Origin of the sequence: Cyclobacterium sp. (assembly GCF_014762705.1) — a bacterium.
In the GTDB taxonomy this organism is placed as follows: Bacteria; Bacteroidota; Bacteroidia; order Cytophagales; family Cyclobacteriaceae; genus Cyclobacterium.
Map to the genome: position 1 here is coordinate 1 of NZ_JABURL010000083.1, position 17,957 is coordinate 17,957.

Annotated in this window: 14 protein-coding genes; 9 read left to right on the top strand and 5 right to left on the bottom strand. The window is 46.2% G+C overall.

All coding sequences use genetic code 11. The features are described from left to right. Nucleotides 1-52: 52 nt before the first annotated feature. Nucleotides 53-2,530, bottom strand: a complete 2,478-nt coding sequence (locus HUJ21_RS15490; RefSeq protein ID WP_291371349.1) for a SusC/RagA family TonB-linked outer membrane protein — start codon at nucleotides 2,528-2,530, stop codon at nucleotides 53-55. 398 nt (nucleotides 2,531-2,928) lie between these two features. On the opposite strand from HUJ21_RS15490, the gene HUJ21_RS15495 reads away from it, so the two are divergent. From HUJ21_RS15495 to panB, 6 genes are all read left to right on the top strand, one after another. Continuing rightward, on the top strand, nucleotides 2,929-3,417 hold the full coding sequence (locus tag HUJ21_RS15495) for a cytidine deaminase (protein ID WP_291371351.1): 489 nt from the start codon (nucleotides 2,929-2,931) through the stop codon (nucleotides 3,415-3,417). Next, complete coding sequence (locus HUJ21_RS15500; protein ID WP_291371437.1) at nucleotides 3,417-4,064, top strand: dienelactone hydrolase family protein; 648 nt, start codon at nucleotides 3,417-3,419, stop codon at nucleotides 4,062-4,064. Before HUJ21_RS15495 ends, HUJ21_RS15500 begins: the two co-directional genes overlap by 1 nt. A 9-nt stretch (nucleotides 4,065-4,073) precedes the next feature. Next, a complete protein-coding gene (locus tag HUJ21_RS15505) occupies nucleotides 4,074-5,324 on the top strand; it encodes a glycosyltransferase N-terminal domain-containing protein (protein ID WP_291371353.1) in 1,251 nt (416 codons plus the stop codon). Further along, the gene (gene rsgA / locus HUJ21_RS15510; protein WP_291371355.1) at nucleotides 5,309-6,232 is read left to right on the top strand and encodes a ribosome small subunit-dependent GTPase A; all 924 of its coding nucleotides are present in this window, start codon (nucleotides 5,309-5,311) and stop codon (nucleotides 6,230-6,232) included. The genes HUJ21_RS15505 and rsgA overlap by 16 nt, the downstream gene beginning before the upstream one ends. 139 nt (nucleotides 6,233-6,371) lie before the next feature. Continuing rightward, on the top strand, nucleotides 6,372-6,875 hold the full coding sequence (locus HUJ21_RS15515; protein ID WP_291371357.1) for a phosphoribosyltransferase family protein: 504 nt from the start codon (nucleotides 6,372-6,374) through the stop codon (nucleotides 6,873-6,875). A 1-nt stretch (nucleotide 6,876) separates the two neighbouring features. After that, nucleotides 6,877-7,698: a 3-methyl-2-oxobutanoate hydroxymethyltransferase gene (gene panB, locus HUJ21_RS15520; RefSeq protein WP_291371359.1), complete on the top strand. Its 822-nt coding sequence runs from the start codon at nucleotides 6,877-6,879 to the stop codon at nucleotides 7,696-7,698. Here the strand turns inward: panB and HUJ21_RS15525 are convergent. From HUJ21_RS15525 to HUJ21_RS15535, 3 genes are all read right to left on the bottom strand, one after another. Continuing rightward, nucleotides 7,692-10,343, bottom strand: coding sequence for a PVC-type heme-binding CxxCH protein (locus tag HUJ21_RS15525; RefSeq protein WP_291371361.1), 2,652 nt, complete (start codon nucleotides 10,341-10,343; stop codon nucleotides 7,692-7,694). The genes panB and HUJ21_RS15525 overlap by 7 nt on opposite strands. A gap of 194 nt (nucleotides 10,344-10,537) precedes the next feature. Further along, the gene (locus HUJ21_RS15530) at nucleotides 10,538-11,455 is read right to left on the bottom strand and encodes a sugar phosphate isomerase/epimerase family protein (RefSeq protein ID WP_291371363.1); all 918 of its coding nucleotides are present in this window, start codon (nucleotides 11,453-11,455) and stop codon (nucleotides 10,538-10,540) included. A gap of 619 nt (nucleotides 11,456-12,074) precedes the next feature. After that, nucleotides 12,075-12,608: a CAP domain-containing protein gene (locus HUJ21_RS15535; protein WP_291371365.1), complete on the bottom strand. Its 534-nt coding sequence runs from the start codon at nucleotides 12,606-12,608 to the stop codon at nucleotides 12,075-12,077. 178 nt (nucleotides 12,609-12,786) lie between these two features. Between HUJ21_RS15535 and HUJ21_RS15540 the strand changes: the two genes are divergently transcribed. From HUJ21_RS15540 to HUJ21_RS15550, 3 genes are all read left to right on the top strand, one after another. After that, nucleotides 12,787-15,021, top strand: coding sequence for an NADP-dependent isocitrate dehydrogenase (locus HUJ21_RS15540; RefSeq protein ID WP_291371366.1), 2,235 nt, complete (start codon nucleotides 12,787-12,789; stop codon nucleotides 15,019-15,021). Between the two features lie 384 nt (nucleotides 15,022-15,405). After that, nucleotides 15,406-15,846 carry a DinB family protein gene (locus HUJ21_RS15545; protein ID WP_291371368.1) on the top strand — a complete coding sequence of 147 codons (441 nt, stop codon included), beginning with the start codon at nucleotides 15,406-15,408 and terminating at the stop codon, nucleotides 15,844-15,846. Nucleotides 15,847-16,123: 277 nt separating this feature from the next. Beyond that, nucleotides 16,124-16,861: an NAD(P)H-binding protein gene (locus HUJ21_RS15550; RefSeq protein ID WP_291371370.1), complete on the top strand. Its 738-nt coding sequence runs from the start codon at nucleotides 16,124-16,126 to the stop codon at nucleotides 16,859-16,861. 105 nt (nucleotides 16,862-16,966) lie between these two features. Here HUJ21_RS15550 and HUJ21_RS15555 read toward each other — a convergent pair whose 3' ends face one another. Continuing rightward, nucleotides 16,967-17,812, bottom strand: a complete 846-nt coding sequence (locus HUJ21_RS15555; RefSeq protein ID WP_291371372.1) for an OmpA family protein — start codon at nucleotides 17,810-17,812, stop codon at nucleotides 16,967-16,969. Nucleotides 17,813-17,957 lie beyond the last annotated feature (145 nt).

The window sequence follows — 17,957 nt, forward strand, 5'->3', positions numbered from 1 at the left end:
TATGGAGGTCGGCAAGCAGTTTGGCTATGTGTGTAAACACGTAACCAGGAAGCTAGTAGATGGTGAAGCTAATGAGGATATTTTCGACAGCTGATAACAGAGTTTTGGTGGTGGTGAAAATAATGAAATAAGCTTCCCCTTCTATTAACTTCATGGTTACGGTGGAACCCACATAGCCAAACTGGCTGCCGACCACAATCTCATCGATTCCCTCTCTGATGGATTTGATTTCGTTGTCGTTGATGGATAAGTTGGCACTGATGTTCCAGGAAAAATCCTGGCTTTGAACCGGAGTACCACCCAGAATAAACTCAAATCCGGTGTTTTCTATCTCTCCCGCATTGGTAATATAAGACGAGTAGCCTGTGGCATCGGAAATCGGCACCGGAATGATCTGGTCCCTTGCGTTTGATTTGTAATAGGTGACATCAAAATTGGCCCGGTTATTCCAGAAAGCTGTCTGAAGGCCAAATTCCAGTGAGGTGGTTTGTTCCGGTCTCAGGTTAGGATCTCCAAATACCGAATTCCTGGTAAATCCCACTTGCCCGTTCAATGGAAAAATATCCGGGGAGGCGTAAGTAGCACCCAGTATGTGTGGATCGGTATCTTTACCTACCTGCGCCCATGAGGCCCGTAATTTACCAAAGGTGACCCATGAAGGCAATGTCATGTTTTCACTGAATACATAACCCAGGTTTATGGAAGGGTAAAAGAAGGAATTGTTGTCCTTGGGTAAGGTGGAGGAAATGTCATTCCTTCCGGTAATATTCAGAAACAGGTAATTTTTATAATCCACCATCAGATCACCATAAAAGCCTACCAGCCTTCTTAGTCGTTTCCGTTGACTGGCAAAAATCTGGGTGGTATTGTTCAGGTTATAAAACTCAGGGATCACAAAATTTTCTCCACGGGCGGTAACTTCGTCAAATCGCCTTTCAAAAATATCATTTCCTAGTCGGAGGCTGGTATTCCAATCCGAATTGAATTGCTTTTTCAGGGTAATGAAGAAGTTGGACGTAAGGTCTCTGCTATTGATCCGTGTCTCTTCCAACAGACCGGTGGAGCTCAATGCCACTTCCCCGTCTATTCCTTTTGGTCCAGGAGTGATTTCTGTACGGGTATCACTGTAGAAATCATTTCCAAGCCGGTAAGAGAATGACAGCCAGTCTGTAGGGTGGTAGTTGAGGTTGATATTACCGATGATCCTGTTCACATCGTCTTCGTAGGTAGCAAAGCGGGCATCGTATATGGGGTTGGTATTGCCATAGGTACGCATGGTACCATCCTCGTTGATGTAATCCCGGACATCGGTTGTTTCAGACCAGTACATCATGCGTTCCATAAAACGGTCATGTGGCACGCGGTTTCCTCCTGTATTGGAGAAATTGATTGAACCGGAAAAATCAAATTTATCACTTGCTTTTACCGAACCGGATAACTTGGCCGTGGTCCTGTCCCAGGTGGAAAAGGGTATGATCCCTTCCTGGGTAAGGTTGCCAAAGGAGCCATAGAAAGTAGCAACTTCATTTCCTCCGGAAATACTCACACTGTTGTCAATCTGCACCCCGGTGTTGAAAGCCCTGTTCCAGTTGTCCTGGTACCTGTGATCAGGTACAGTCTGCTGCACCTCGCTGATGGGCGCCCCCCAGGAAGGCCAGAAACTGTTGGGTTGGTATTCTCCGCTGAAACCCTGCCCGTACTGATCCTGTAGTTTGGGAAGCCGGTTCAGCTCTTCAAAGCCAACCGATCCGTTGTAATTGACCCTGATCTGACCTTCTTTCCCCTTTTTGGTGGTAATGATGACTGCACCGTTTGCTGCACGTACCCCGTAGAGGGCGGTGGCCGCAGCTCCTTTCAGTACGGACATGGATTCAATATCATTTGGGTTGACATCAGCCATCCGGTTGGATAGGCCCCTGGGTGTGCCAGAGGATTCAATGGTGGAATTATCCACAGGGACACCGTCCACCACAAAGAGGGGCTGGTTATCCGCACCAGGATCCAGGGAGTTAATGCCCCTGATGATGATTCGGGCAGATTGGCCCGGAGCACCTCCCGAATTGGTAACCTGAACTCCTGCTACCTGCCCTTGCAGCGCATTGACCAGGTTGGGCTGCTTCATTTTGGTGATCGCTTCCGAATCTATGCTTTGGGCTGCATATCCCAGTGATTTTTTCTCCTGGGAAATGCCAAAGGCCGTCACAATGAATTCATCCAAATCCCCGGCCTCTGGGCTTAATGCAACATTCAGGGTTTGATTGTTGCCTACCTGACGGGATTGGGAAGCAAAACCTATAAAAGAATACACCAAAACCGCATTGGGGCCTGGTACATCGATGGAATAATTGCCGTCAATGTCCGATACCGTCCCTGTGGTGGTACCCTCTATTACTATGCTGACCCCAGGGAGAATTCCTCCATCCTCCGTGGAAGTCACTTTTCCGCTAACGCTCCTTTGCTGGGCCAATAAAGGCAGTTGCAGCAAAAGCAAACAGATTAGCAATAAATAATGTGTAAAATTTCTATTCATAGGAAAATGGTTTATAAGATGAACAATGCTTGATTAAGTTTCTTGAATTTTATGCTTTATTTGTCTGAAAGACCTTAAAGGACCGGATTTTCAAGTGTTTTTTTAACCCGCAATCCTGGAATTAAAACTATAGTGTCGGTATTTGGTTTAGAATTTCATGAAATTAAAAAATTAAGTTAAACATAAAAAAAATAATTTAGTCCAATTTGATTCAAATTTTTTTCTGTTATTTATAGAAAGCTTCGGTATCAGAAAGTGAAAATCCGAATATTTACTGTAGCTTTTGAATTAACACAAAATGTTAATTGGATAATTTAAGGATATTGCTTGAAATCGTCAAAGATTCCATAGCCTCACCCAACTAATCGGCGTGACCTTAAAGAAGCAATTATAAACAGATGAAAGAATACCAAAAAATTACACATACCAACACTTTACAAGTCATCCCCTGGAATGATCTGGATGATAAACGTAAGGATTTGATCCAACTGGCCACCAAAGCGGTTGATCTGGCTTATGCCCCCTACTCCAATTTTCGGGTTGGTGCAGCAGTAGTTTTGGAAAATGGTCAAACCTTTTGGGCCAACAATCAGGAAAACATCTGTTTTCCGGTGGGGGTATGTGCAGAGCGGCTTTTGCTGGGTTATACCCATGCCAATCACCCCGATCTGAAACCTGAAATCCTGGCCATAGTGGCAAAAAAAGCGGATAATAGTGGATTGGCCACCGTCACCCCATGTGGCCTTTGCAGGCAAAGTATCAGTGAATACGAAATGAAATTCAAAAAACCCATCGAAATACTGATGTACAGGCCTGATGGAACGGTGCTTCAGGCCCATGGAATAGATGCCTTGCTGCCTTTTAAGTTTGAAGACCTGAATCAGTGATGGTTCGGCAAAATATTTCCTTCCGGCAGCAGCACATGTACCACCTGAGCCATCAGCCGTCCGGAGAGGAGAACTCCCTTTGGCTGGTATTTCATGGGTACGGGCAATTGGGGAATTTCTTTCTCAAGAAGTTTTCAGCACTTTTTGATCCAAAAACCTTGATGGTGGCTCCTGAAGGTCTCAACCGCTTTTATCTGAAGGGTTTTTCCGGAAGGGTGGGTGCCAACTGGATGACCAAACATGAGCGGGAGAACGATATGGCCAATGCCAATAGCTACCTCAATGCCCTGATCAAAAACCTGCGCCAGCAACTTCCCCAACTTGAACACAGTCATGTATTGGGTTTTTCTCAGGGAGCCGCCACCATGAGCCGTTGGATCTGTCAGGCTGAACTGGATTTGGACAAGGTCGTTTTCTGGGGAGGCGCTCCGGCCCATGACCTGGATCCAGAATTACTCCAAAAGACCCTGGCCAACAGCCGGGTAATCGCAGCATTGGGAGAAGAAGATCCATTTCTGGCAACAGCTAATTTTCAGGCGCAACTGAAACAACTAACAAGCGCAGGTCTATCCCAGTTACAAATCAAATATTATCCCGGAGGACATGAACTGGAAGCCGGGTTGCTCAAAGAAATATTTTTGATGTAATTTTGCCCCATGAAGATTTTATATCAACTGGGGATGTTGCTGATGGATGGGCTGATGAAGCTGGGCAGCCATTGGTCTCCCAGGTTGAAACAGGGAGTCGCAGGTAGGGAAGGCTTGTTTGAAAAACTGGAGGCATTTAGAAAAAAACATCCCAGTCCACTGGTCTGGTTTCATGTGGCTTCCCTGGGGGAATACGAACAGGCGAAACCGGTAATCGCTGCCTTCAAGGAGAAATATCCCTTTTGGGCAGTAGCCGTTTCCTTCTTCAGTCCTTCGGGCTATGAACAGGCGATCAAGAAAAAACAGTTGTGGGTGGATCACATTACCTATATTCCCACCGATACCCCTGCCCATGCCAAAATGTTTGTGAAAATCCTTTCTCCAGATATAGTTGTTTTTATCAAATATGACCTTTGGGCCAATCATATAGGAGAATTGAAAAAGCAGGGTGTTCCGCTCTTTCTGGTGGCGGCAGCTTTCAGAACGGAACAAGTGTTTTTTAAATGGTATGGTGGCTTTTTCCGAAACCTACTTTACCAATTCGACCATATTTTCACCCAAAACAGCCTGTCCAAAGATCTTTTGGAAAAAATCAATTGTACCCGGGTAAGTGTCACCGGAGACCCAAGGTTTGATAACGTGGCCCGGATCAGCACTCAACCCAAATCTTTTCCGGATATCCGGGAGGGGATCACAGCTCCTGTGATGGTGCTGGGGAGTGTATGGCAGGAAGACATGGACCTGCTGATACCCTGGATCAACCAGGCGGAAGACATGCAATTTATACTTGCCCCACATAACATTCACGTACCTACCATCCAGCGGTGGGAGCAATCCATCCAAAAACGCTGCATCAGGTATTCGGCATTTGTCCAAAACAAAAGTGATTGGCAGGTATTGATCATTGATAATATTGGCATGCTTTCCTCCCTCTACCAGTTTGGTCGATGGGCATATGTGGGAGGAGCTTTTGGGAAAGGCCTGCACAATATTCTGGAGCCGCTGGCTTTTGGCATACCGGTCTTGTTTGGAGAACTGAAACAGGTATCCAGGTTTCCGGAGGCAGGCATCAGCGAAGCATATGGCTGTGGCTTCCCGGTAAAAAATAAAGCAATGCTGGCTGAAACCATGAACCAATTGATGCAGCCTGAACCTTATCAAAAGACCTGCCAGGCTGCCAAAAAGCTGCTTTTGTCCAACCTGGGCAGTGCAGAAAAAACCATCGACACCATCAAAGAGATAACATGGAAGGAAGGGTAATCAAAACCACAGGATCCTGGTACGAGGTGCAAACCCCGGAAGGCCTGTTAAAAGCCCGGCTGAGGGGCAAGTTCAAGCAGGATGAGCTCAAACTCACCAATCCCATTGCGGTAGGAGATTATGTCCTCCTGCAAAAGGAGAAAGACCAGGAAACTGCCGTCATCAGTGAAATCCTTCCCCGGGAAAACTACATCATCCGGAAATCTACCCGGAAGCAGCACTTTTCGCATATCCTGGCTTCCAACGTGGACCAGGCTTACCTGGTAGTGACCGTGCGCAATCCCAGGACCTCACTCGGTTTTATTGACCGGTTTTTGGTAAGTACAGAAAGTTTCAGGATTCCTGCCAGCATTATCATCAATAAATCGGATGAGATCATCAAGGAAAAGGACAAGGAATATGCTGAACTGATCAAGGAAATTTATGAGCCGCTGGGTTATCCGGTGATCCTTATTTCAGCACTATATGACAAGGAAATGATCCCGGTTTTTGGTTCGCTGCTGGAAGGGAAGACCACCCTGATGACCGGACATTCCGGGGTGGGAAAATCTACCCTGCTCAACCGCCTGGTGCCTGCTGCCCGGCAAACCACTCAGCCGGTATCGAAATCCACCTCAAAGGGGACCCATACCACTACCTTTGCCGAAATGTTTCCCTTTGGCCAGGATGCTTACATCGTGGATACACCCGGCATCAAGGAATTTGGCATATTGGATATTGGTGATGAGGAGCTCTCTCATTACTTTGTGGAATTGAGGAAATACCTGGGCCAGTGCAAGTACAATAATTGCCGGCATGTCAATGAACCGGGATGCAAGGTATTGGAGGTGCTGGAGCAGGGATACATTCATCCCTATCGCTATGAAAGCTACCTAAAGATTTTGTACGAAGAAGATGACCACCGCTAGTTGACGGGAAATCCGCTGTGACTTCAGGACACCGGAAGCCGTAAAAAACCGGCAATCCTTTGAAATCAGTTTCTTTTAAAGTAATTTTCTTTTTTTATTCCATCCGGATATATTTTCGGGTTAAAATCCTAATTGTCCCATGAGTGAAACAAAAACCCTAGTGCTGAACCACAAGCAGATCCAACAGAAAATCGTGCGGATAGCCTATGAAATCTATGAACGCAATGTGGGAGAAACAGCATTGATTTTTGCCGGATTGACAGGCATGGGTCATGTCCTGGCAGGATTGATCGCTGAAAAACTAAGCGAAATATCTCCGATAAAGGTGGACCTGATCGCAGTGACACTGGACAAATCCAAGCCCAAAATCGGGGAGATCGTCCTGTCGGACAAGGGTCCATTTGATGGAAAATGCATCATCATCGTAGATGATGTGCTCAATACGGGTAAAACCCTGGCCTATGCGATGATTCCCTTTTTGGAAGACAATGTCAAGCAAATAGAAGTGGCCGTACTGGTGAACAGAAGTCATAAGTTGTTTCCCGTTTCTCCTGATTATGCCGGCTTTGAACTGGCCACTACCCTTAGCGAACACATTACTGTAGATTTAAAACCTGAAGCCTCCACCGTTCACCTGCACTGATATGTCTGTACACCAATCTACCCACCTGAAACGGATCACCACGCATATCCTGCAGGAGATGAAAAAGCGGAATGAAAAGATTTCCATGCTTACCGCCTATGATTTTTCCATGGCCGGAATTGTGGACAGTGCCGGCATAGATATGATTTTGGTGGGCGACTCTGCCTCCAATGTAATGGCCGGTCATGAAACCACGCTTCCCATTACCCTGGATCAGATGATTTACCATGCCACCTCCGTGGTGCGGGCGGTGGAAAGGGCATTGGTAGTGGTGGACATTCCCTTTGGCTCCTATCAGGGCAATAGCTCTGAAGCTCTTCGCTCTGCTATCCGGATCATGAAGGAGTCCGGAGCCCATGCCGTAAAGGTGGAGGGGGGAGCAGAGATCAAAGAATCGGTGGTCCGGATTTTAAGCGCCGGGGTACCTGTAATGGGTCATTTGGGCCTTACCCCTCAATCAATCTATAAATTTGGTACCTATACCGTCAGGGCAAAGGAAAAGGATGAAGCTAACAAGTTGCTGGAAGATGCCAAAGTACTGGAAGACTGTGGCTGTTTTGCCTTGGTACTGGAAAAAATTCCCGCCAAATTGGCCAAAAAGGTGGCTGAGCAGGTTTCTATTCCCGTAATCGGAATTGGTGCTGGTCCGGATGTAGACGGGCAGGTGCTGGTATTGCACGATATGCTGGGCATCACCCAGGAGTTTCAGCCTCGTTTTCTACGGCAATATGCCGATATCCGCAGCACCATGCACGAGGCGGTCAGCAATTACATTAAAGATGTAAAAGCCAAGGATTTTCCCAACGAAAAGGAGAGCTACTGACTTTCCAGAAAGGCCAGCAGGTCTTTCAGGTCCTGATTGCTTAGCCGCTGTTCCAGGCCTGCAGGCATCAGGGAAGTTTCTGACATGCCATATTCCGAAACATCCGCTTTTTTTACCTGGACAAATCCCGCTGTCTGGGTATACAATTTGATGTCATCATAACCCACGTCTATTTGCCGGCCATCATACCGGGTGCCGTCTTTCATGGCTATGTACCAGCCTTGCCATTCGGGACTCATTTCATCTGATGGCATCAGTATGGAACCGATCAGTCCCTTTCTGTCCTTTGATTTGCCTACATTGCTCAGGTCGGGCCCCAGGTCTCCTCCCCGACCTTCTACTACATGACAGGTGGAACAAAGCGAAGTGTTGGAATAAAATACCCTCCTGCCCCGGTCCGGATCGGCCGGGCCTTCAAGGAGGGAGCTCCACTGATCCAATTCCTGTGGATCGGGTCGTTTGCCGGTATCCTGTGACAAGGCCAGCATCAGCTGTTGTCGCAGGCCTTCGCTGTCACAACTGCTGCCGTCATTCAATACCCGTTCCATGGCTTGTTTTACCTCATCTTCTCCGTTTTTGTTCCGCAGGTACCTGGCTGCAGCTATGGCAAGGTTTTCACTGGAAACTTCCAATAGGGGAATAATTTCCCTCCAGGCCTCAAGAGGCTGCCTGGAGAGTGCCGACAGCGATTCTGCCCGTAAATTTATGGGCCTGCTTCCTGACAGACTCACCTGAAGCAGGGCTTCGGCTACTTGTTTATCCGGTATATTGGCAAGGGTCTGGATAACTTCCATTAGCAGGTCCTCCTCTTTTTCCAGGGATAAAAAATCCAGGAGAAGGTCTTTCTGCTCCGCAGGATCCTCCAGGTAGCGGAGGGCATAGGCCCTCATCTGCGAAGGATTGGAAGGATCACTGACGATTTCAGCAATAAATCCATCCGGTAATTTTAAAGGAATCCGTTTGGAAATTTCTTCCTGTTTATTAGTGAATGCCTTTAAAAATCCCGGTTCCAGAAGTTTGACTGTTTCCAGATAGGTTTCGAACAATGCTGTCGTAAACTCGCCAGTGGTGAGGGCCAATTCCAGATTTGCTTTTTGAGAGACGAAGCCCTGGCTGCCTATCCATATCAGTGCCATTTTTCGGATTTCGGGATCAGGATCTTCCAAAAATTGCCCTGCAAGCTCAGCCCCATCGGGATGCTCTGATTCCATTAAGGCCAATAGTACGCCCAGCCGCACATGGGCGGATTCATTTTGTAGGGCCTGCACCAATTTTTCACGGTGCACCTCCCTGCTTAAGCCCATAACCGAAGCATGTCTAACGAAGGGATCATCGGATCGCAGGTTTTTGAAATGCTGGTCAAAATTAGTTGAGTCTGATAGCAATTGGTTTAACCGCTTCACCTTTTCGTTGGCAATAGGGGGATCGTAAAGGCTTCTTTGCACCAAAAGTTCTGTATTTTCTTTTGCCGAAAGCTTCCATATTTTGCCCTTTCCGTGATTGGGGTACACTCTTTCCACCCAATCGGTAAAATAGATATTGCCTTTACTGTCAGCGGCAAAAGCCACCGGCCTGAAGTCCTCGCCGCCCTGCAATATCACCTCCGTGGATCCGCTAACGGACAGGCCCTTTTCTTCCATGGCAATGCGGACAATGCTGCTTTCTTCCCAAATGGTACAGAGCATCTGATCATGGTAATCTTGAGGCAGTCTGCCCAGGTTGGCGTTCAGCAGTCCGGAAGGAGATTCACCCAAAGGGACTGCATAAGGTAAGGTATTTGGTAATTCACCATTCCAAGCCAGGTAGGGATGAATGCCGCTGCCCCCAAACAAGGATTGGTAGCCAAAATGGGAGCCTCTTACCGCATGCACCAACCGGTTGGGGCCGCGGCTGTCGGGGTCGTTGTCTGCCACCAGCAAGCGACCGTAATTGTCAAATTTCAGGTCAAACGGATTCCAGTAACCCGTAGAAAAGATTTGAGCTTCGGAGCCATCTGTTCTGGCCCGGATAATATTGCCGCCATCTCCATAACCAGATACTTCTTTGCCATCACTGCCCTGAAAAACCCAGTGGGCTGCTCCGGTGTTGCCCCTGCCGATATACATGTATCCTTCCGTGTCGAAGGCAATGCTCAGGATGGCTGCATGGACATAGACCTGTTTGGGTTGGGCAAAGGCCATCAGCTTTTCGCTTTTCTCGCTGATCCCGTCCCAATCCTCATCATAAAATTTCCACACTTCTTTGGAGGTCACCGCATAGAGTTGACCTTCCGGTGAAAAGGCAATATTTAACCCTTCTATTAACCCTTCCGCAAATATCGATTCTTTGTCCCAGTTCCCATCTCCATTGCTGTCTTCATATACTTTAATGATATCATGGTCGGGACCACCATAGTCTTTAGGCGGCTGGTGGGTATGGGACTCCAACACATATATCCTGTCTTGCTCATCTACCGCAATGCCTATGGGGGTAACAATATCAGGAGCCTGCTTCATCAGGGTCAATTCCAGGCGATCATCCAATAGGGTGACTCCTTTCACTACCCTGGGTCCGGACTTTTCCTCATTGCTGCCACAGGAGAAAATAACAGGTACCATTAAAATGATTAGTGAAAACAGGTATAGGTCTGGTTTTTTTAATCGCATGACGGTGTTGTTTTTTCTTTTGGAAGCGCTTTGGTTATTACCCAAAATTCGCAAACCTGTCAGGTTTTTGTTGATATTCAATCAACAACAAACTTTGAGTAAATGAAACCTGACAGGTTTTACGTGATTTTCTTGACCAGATTCAACCCATCAAAACACGACTAGGGTTGGCGGATGATGGAATAAAGCAATCACTATTTCTGGTATTTTTCGAATAATTGGTAAGCCCGGGTCAGGTCATTTACCAGGGTAGCCTCATTGATTGGCGGGGCCATTTCTACCAAAAGGTAACCTTCATACCCATGCTCCAGCATTTTTTGAATCACCCCATCATTGTCTGTCACGCCTTCACCAAAATTGACCACCTTATGGACACCCATTTTTTCGGTATCCTTGATGTCTATGTGGAGGATTTTTTCGTGAAATTTATCCACGACCTCCATCAGGTCCACATTGGAACCATTGAAGTGGGCATTGTCCATGCACATGCCCAGATGGCTGGAATTAACGGCATCAAAAATTTTTCCATAATCCTCAATGAATTCGATGTTGTTATTGGCATGGTTTTCCAGCAGGAGCAGTACATCCATTTCTTCCGCAGCAGGGGCTAATTCCCGAACGATTTCCACCACGGCTTCGGGACCTCCAGCTTTCCCCCGGCCGGCCCCGGTACATTTTACACGGCGGCAACCGAGTTTTTTTGCTGCTTCCATCAGCCACAGTTTATGGGCAACATCCTTTACGATGTTTCCTTCTGCCCCAAAGGAGCTGCCCTGCACACAGATGGGGGTCAAGCCATGTTCGTAGCAGCGTCGCTGTATGCTGCCAATGCCCGAAGGGGTAAGGTTACGGCCATACCAGCAGTTGAATTCCACATTTTTAAAAGGGAGTTGAGGAATGATTTCAAAGGCTTTCTCAAAGTTCTCGTCCCCAAATCCATCGCAGGTGATGGTGGCAATGGCCAATTCCACCTTTTTTTCCTGGCTTATTGAATGCCGGAAGTTTCCCAGAGAATCGGGCTGAAAAGATGCCAGGCCTGCCATGCCCAAACCTGCTTTTTTAAGAAATTTACGCCGGTCATGCGTTGAATCCTGAAGGTTTACGTTTTTCATGCGCTGCTTTTTATCGTTCCCTAAAGTACTAAAAATTCCAATCAGAAGCGGTATTTTGCAGCATTGATCCTTTGTGTGCTACTAATTTGGGTTCAATGAATGCAAGTACAATCTGCTAGCTTCCGAGCTAGACCGGATATAAGCCGCAACTACATGCCTAATTTCCGTTGACAAACGAGAGCCGAGGCATTTGCAAAGCCGGATACTACGGACATATGAAAATCACTCCCGGAAATGCGCCCATTTAGCCATTTCAAATGGTTTTCGGACGGTTCAAATCCGTTTATGACTCCGAAAATATCAGGGTGAAGTGGCATACTTCACCCAGTCTCTATTCTTTTACCAGGCCTGGGTGTAGATTGCATCTACATCCCTTTTATCCTTTTATTTACGCCAGTGAGGCATTTGCAATGCCGGGTCCCATGGACAGACCGTTTAGAAAATCATTGCTGGAAGCGTTTACGTTTAGCCATTGCAAATGGCTTTTAGGCAGGTCTTTTCAATTTACGACGGCGAAGATAGCAGGGTGAAGTGGCCTACTTCACCCAGTGGCGTTCTTCACCCAATCTTTTATCTGTGTTAATCTGCGTAATCTGTGGTGCACTTTTTTTATAAGACTTTATGGAATATCCTCCATCTCCCCAAACCAGACCACCGCATATTCCTTATAGATCCCCACGCCCATGGCTTTCCAATTGGCCACATTGAACGGCGGCAGATTGGCGAGGACAGCATGGTGACCCGGGCTTTTTTTCCAGACTTCCAGGGCATCTTCCGGTTGGGCGGCAGCAGAGTGCCAGTAGGCAATTTCGTATCCGGGGCTGTCGTATCCTGCGATTTCCTTTGGCTTGTCCCACATGCAGTTGGGGTCTTTGTGGTTGTCGGTATAGCAGCAATCCGTCCAGGGACCTTCCCTGGACCAGGAATGCATGTTGCAGCGTTTGCTCTGCTGGTAATTTTCCATCAGGTCTTTGGCGTGGATCTGAGCTACTTTTGTCAGAGCTGTTGAAAGGGGAACTGCCTCCAGGCCCCGGCTCAGCCGATAGGTATTGATCAGCTCAAACAGTTGTTTTTCATTCGGGGAAACAGTAGGAAAGGCTGTGGATCCGACTGCTCCACTGGTCAGGAACAGCCACAATAAAATCAAATACATTGCCATAGAAATTAATGATTACAGATTTTCTAAACGAGGCTGATTCAATTTTGTTGGATGCAGGGGAATTTCGCTTAATATAGCAGGCGGGTCTACCAATACATTTTTTTTTCGTATTTTAGCCACCGATTTTAAATCGACATTCATTTTTAACGAAAATCAGAAAACAAATAACCATATGAGTGACAAAACCCCAAAAATACTTTATACATTGACTGATGAGGCACCGGCTCTGGCCACCTATTCTTTGTTGCCCATCATCAAAGCTTTTACAGATTCGGCCGGTGTGGTGGTGGAGACCAGGGACATCTCCCTTTCCGGGAGGATCATCGCTACTTTTCCGGAATTTTTAAAAGCGGATCAAAGGATCAATGATGCTTTGGCCGAACTGGGAGATATTGCCAAAACCCCCGAAGCCAATATCGTCAAATTGCCCAACATCAGTGCTTCCCTGCCACAATTGAAGGCAGCGATCAGGGAATTGCAGTCTCAGGGTTATCCCCTTCCCGACTATCCTGATGATCCTCAGAATGAGCAGGAAAAAAACATTCAGGCCAAATACGACAAAGTAAAAGGTTCTGCTGTGAATCCCGTATTGCGGGAAGGAAATTCAGACCGCAGGGCACCACAGGCGGTGAAGCAGTTTGCCAGAAATAATCCACATAGCATGGGCAAATGGGAAGCCGGTTCCAAAACCCATGTTTCCAGTATGTCTGAAGGCGATTTTTATGGCAGCGAAAAGTCTGTTACCATTCCGGAGGCCACTTCGGTAAAAATCGAATTGACGGCTAAAGACGGCAGCAAAAAAGTATTGAAAGAAAAGCTTGCCCTTCAGGCTGGGGAAGTGGTAGATGCCGCCGTATTGAGCACCCGCTCATTGAGAAAATTCCTGCAGGAACAAAAAGAGGAAGCTAAAAAACAAGGGATACTGTTTTCCCTGCACATGAAAGCCACCATGATGAAGGTGTCCGACCCCATCATTTTCGGGCATGCGGTGACCGTCTTTTTTGCTCCTGTCTTTGAAAAGCATGCGGCTACCTTAAAAAATCTCGGTGTAGATCCCAACAATGGATTTGCGGCCGTGGTATCCGCCCTGGACGAATTGCCCGCTGATAAGAAGAAAGCCATAGAAGCCGATATTGAGGCTTGCTACGCAGACAGCCCGGACCTGGCCATGGTCAATTCCGATAAAGGGATTACCAACCTGCATGTTCCTTCTGATGTGATCATCGATGCTTCCATGCCGGCAATGATCCGGTCCAGCGGTCAGATGTGGAATAAAAACAATGAATTGCAGGATGCCAAAGCCATCATCCCGGACCGTTCTTATGCAGGCGTATATCAGGAAACCATAGATTTCTGCAAGAAGCATGGTGCCTTTGACCCTACCACCATGGGCTCCGTGCCCAATGTAGGACTCATGGCACAAAAGGCTGAGGAATACGGTTCTCATGACAAAACCTTTGAAATTCCTTCGGATGGAACGGTCAAGGTAAGCGATGCAAGTGGAAAAGTGATTTTTGAACATCCCGTTGAAAAGGGCGATATCTGGAGAATGTGCCAGGTGAAAGATGCGCCGGTTCAGGATTGGGTCAAATTGGCCGTGAACCGGGCCAGAGCTACTGGTTCTCCTGCCGTATTTTGGTTGGATAAAGACAGGGCCCACGATGCCCAATTGATCCAAAAGGTAGAAAAATACCTCAAAGACCACGATACCAGTGGCCTGGATATCCGGATCATGTCTCCGGTAGAAGCTACCAGGTTTTCCCTGGAAAGGATCAAGGCTGGAAAAGACACCATTTCGGTAACCGGAAATGTGCTGAGAGATTACCTTACCGACCTCTTCCCTATCCTGGAACTGGGTACCAGTGCCAAGATGCTTTCTATCGTACCTCTGATGAATGGTGGAGGTTTATTTGAAACCGGGGCTGGTGGATCTGCGCCAAAGCATGTGCAGCAATTTGTAGAGGAAGGACATCTTCGATGGGATTCTCTGGGAGAATTTTTAGCGCTGGCAGTGTCTCTGGATCATTTAGGAGATACCTTCGATAATAAACGGGCTAAAGTTCTCGGAAAAACCCTGGACCAGGCCACTGCCAAATTTTTGGAAAAGGGCAAGTCTCCTTCCCGAAAAGTAAATGAGTTGGATAACCGGGGCAGTCATTTTTACCTGGCCATGTACTGGGCAGAGGCCCTGGCCAATCAGGAAGAAGACGGAGCATTGAAAAAAATATTTGCACCGGTGGCCAAAGAAATGGCGGAAAAGGAAAATATTATCAATGAGGAGCTGATTGGGGCGCAGGGAAAACCCATGGATATCGGCGGTTATTACCGGCCCGATGGAGATAAGACCTCCAAATTGATGCGGCCCAGTGCTACCTTAAATAAGATACTGGAATCCATTGTAGCTTAGTTTGATAACTTACACTTTACTTAAAAAAAAGCCGCTGAAATCAGCGGCTTTTTTGCTTATATAGAAATTCCAGGGCTATTTGTGCTGAATGGGTATCGTTGCAACGGGCTGAGAAAACTCTCTGGTAATACCGTGAGCGGTAATCCGTACGTATCCAAATCCCCCTTACTAAGGAGGATTCACTAAAATTTGGATTTCCTGTTGATTTTTATGGTTTTACTGGGCTACTTAATAGATTAGCAATAATCAAATTAAACCATCAAACTATTTGTTAAATGATCTGGATAATCCCGATATTGAAGCCAACATGTTAATAATTTAAATATTCCTGTCGTTTTTATAAAGGAAGAACTCAAAAATAGATTATTGGAAAGGACTTAGAATATGAAAACCTTCTTTATCGACATTTTTACTTACCACCATCACTTCAATCAAAAACTGATCGACCAACTGATTGCACACGAAAAAAGATTGCCAGATCGAACCATCCCACTTTTTTGCCATACCCTGAATGCCCACCAAATTTGGAATTCCCGGATTACCAAAAAAGACACCTTAGGTGTGCACCAAATCCATCCACTGGAGGCCTGCAAAAGTTTAGATCGGGAAAATTATCAGGAAACCCTGCAGATTTTAGAGGAGAGAGCACTGGATGAAATGATCGTATATGGCAATTCACAAGGAACAGAATTTACCAATACGGTTCAGGAGATCTTATTCCACGTGGCCAATCATTTCAGCCACCACAAAGGACAGATCATATCGGATTTCAGGCAAAGTGGCATTGCGCCTATTAAAACTGACTATATTTTATACAAAAGGTAAAAAAGTACATCTTATCCATTAACATCAAGGACTCCTTTGAAAACGTATTGGAAAGGATCACCTTTTTTGATAAAGACTCCAACCCTATTGTTAAAAAAATATATGCATCAAAGAAAAAGTTTTACCTTAAAGAATTTAGAAGCAGATTACAATTATTTTAAGGATTTCTATGCCCGTGCGGATTTATAAATAGATATAAGCAACATCGCCCTGGATGCTTTTCCGATTGAGATAATGAAAGCATTGACCAGTTTAACTGATCTAAGTGATTTAAACTATGAAAAACAATAAAACACTTGTCATCGGTGCCAGTGGCGCTACAGGAAAGCACCTGGTAAGCCAACTGCTGCTGCTGGGGCAAGGCGTCAAAGTTATCGTTCGTCCCCATGCGAAAATACCCAATGCCTGGCTAACAAATGACAAAGTCTCCGTCTTTAGGACTGAAATATCCAGCCTCAGTGAGGCAGAATTAGCTGATTACATTAAAGATTGTCAGACCCTGGCTTCCTGTCTTGGCCACAACCTGAGCTTGAAAGGCATTTATGGTGCTCCTCGAAAATTGGTAAGCCAATCCGTTCAGTTGCTTTGCCGGGCTGTTGAAAAGAATAAATCCAAAAATCCCGTCAAGTTGGTGTTGATGAATACGGCCGGCAACCAAAACAGAGACTTATCCGAACCTGGTTCTTTCGCAGAAAAATGCATGATCGCCCTTATCCGGCTGCTGTTACCACCCCATACCGACAATGAAGCAGCCGCTGATTTTCTAAGAAATCAAATCGGCCAAAAGCACCCATTCCTTGAATGGGTGGTGGTACGGCCGGACACATTGATTGACAGGGAAGAAGTCTCCGATTATACCTTACATGCTTCTCCAACAAGAAGCGCACTTTTCAATCCGGGTAAAACCAGCCGGATAAATGTAGCGCATGCTATGGCCAAACTGATTGGAGAAAATGGCCTATGGGAAAAATGGAAAGGACAAATGCCTGTAATCTACAATAAAGAAATAAAATGAAACGAAACTTGATACCATCATCGGGCTTAAGGAATGCTATCCGGAACAGGAAAATACAATGGTAAAAAGCAAAGCCCGGTAAGTAGACCGGGCTTCTTAAAATAATTACATCAAAGCAAAAAACTTATCCAGATCCGGAATCAATATGATCCGGGTTCTTCGGTTTTTGGCCATATTTTCAGGGCTGTCATTTTCCACTACCGGGAAAAAACTGCTCCTTCCGGCTGCAATCAGTTGTTCCGGAGCTACAGCATGATTCTCCACCAGCTTTCTGACAATAGATGTTGCCCGCTTTACACTCAGGTCCCAGTTATCCTGAACGGTAGCTGTAGAAATCGACCTGGGATCAGTATGACCCTCCACCATTACCTCCAGGCTGGGTTCCGAATTGATAACTGCGGATAGTCTCTCCAGCAGTGGATTGGCTTCCTGATTTACCCGGAAACTTCCAGTGTTGAACAATAGCCGGTCCGAAACCGAAATCATGACCACTGTTTTGTCAATATCAATGACAATGTCCTCCTCCTGTTCGTTTCCTTTTCCACCGATAGCCGTTAAAAGATTATGAGAAATCGCCAGGTTAACGGAGTCCTCAAGGGTCTTTGCCTGAGCCAATTTTTCGGTATCTATCTTGCTAATGGTCTTTTCCAATTGCATTCTCAATTGGTCAGAAACCAAGATATCTCCGCTTTGAGACATCATCCTGCCATTCTTTTCCAGTAATTGTTCATTATCACCCCTCAAGGAATTAATTTTGGCGTTGTACTCGGCTACCCTGCTTTGGATTTGGTCGAATTTGGCTTCAAGGGCCTCCTTTTCAGAGCTGGTTTGGGCCAACTCAACCTGAGTGCTGTGCAATTCCCCCTGAAGGGAGGTGTATTTCTTTTTGGACACACAGGAAGCCAGGCCTCCCATGATCAATAATGTGAAAATAAAAGGTAGTTTTTTCATGGTAATTAATCGTTGGTTTTCTTGAAATAGCCCCAATTCAAAAACAGGGCCAATTTTCAATTTCCCTTCCTTACACCAGGCTATCAATGGGGTTTCTTTCCATCAGAGGGCCTATTATTTTATGAAAATATGGGAACTGAGTAAA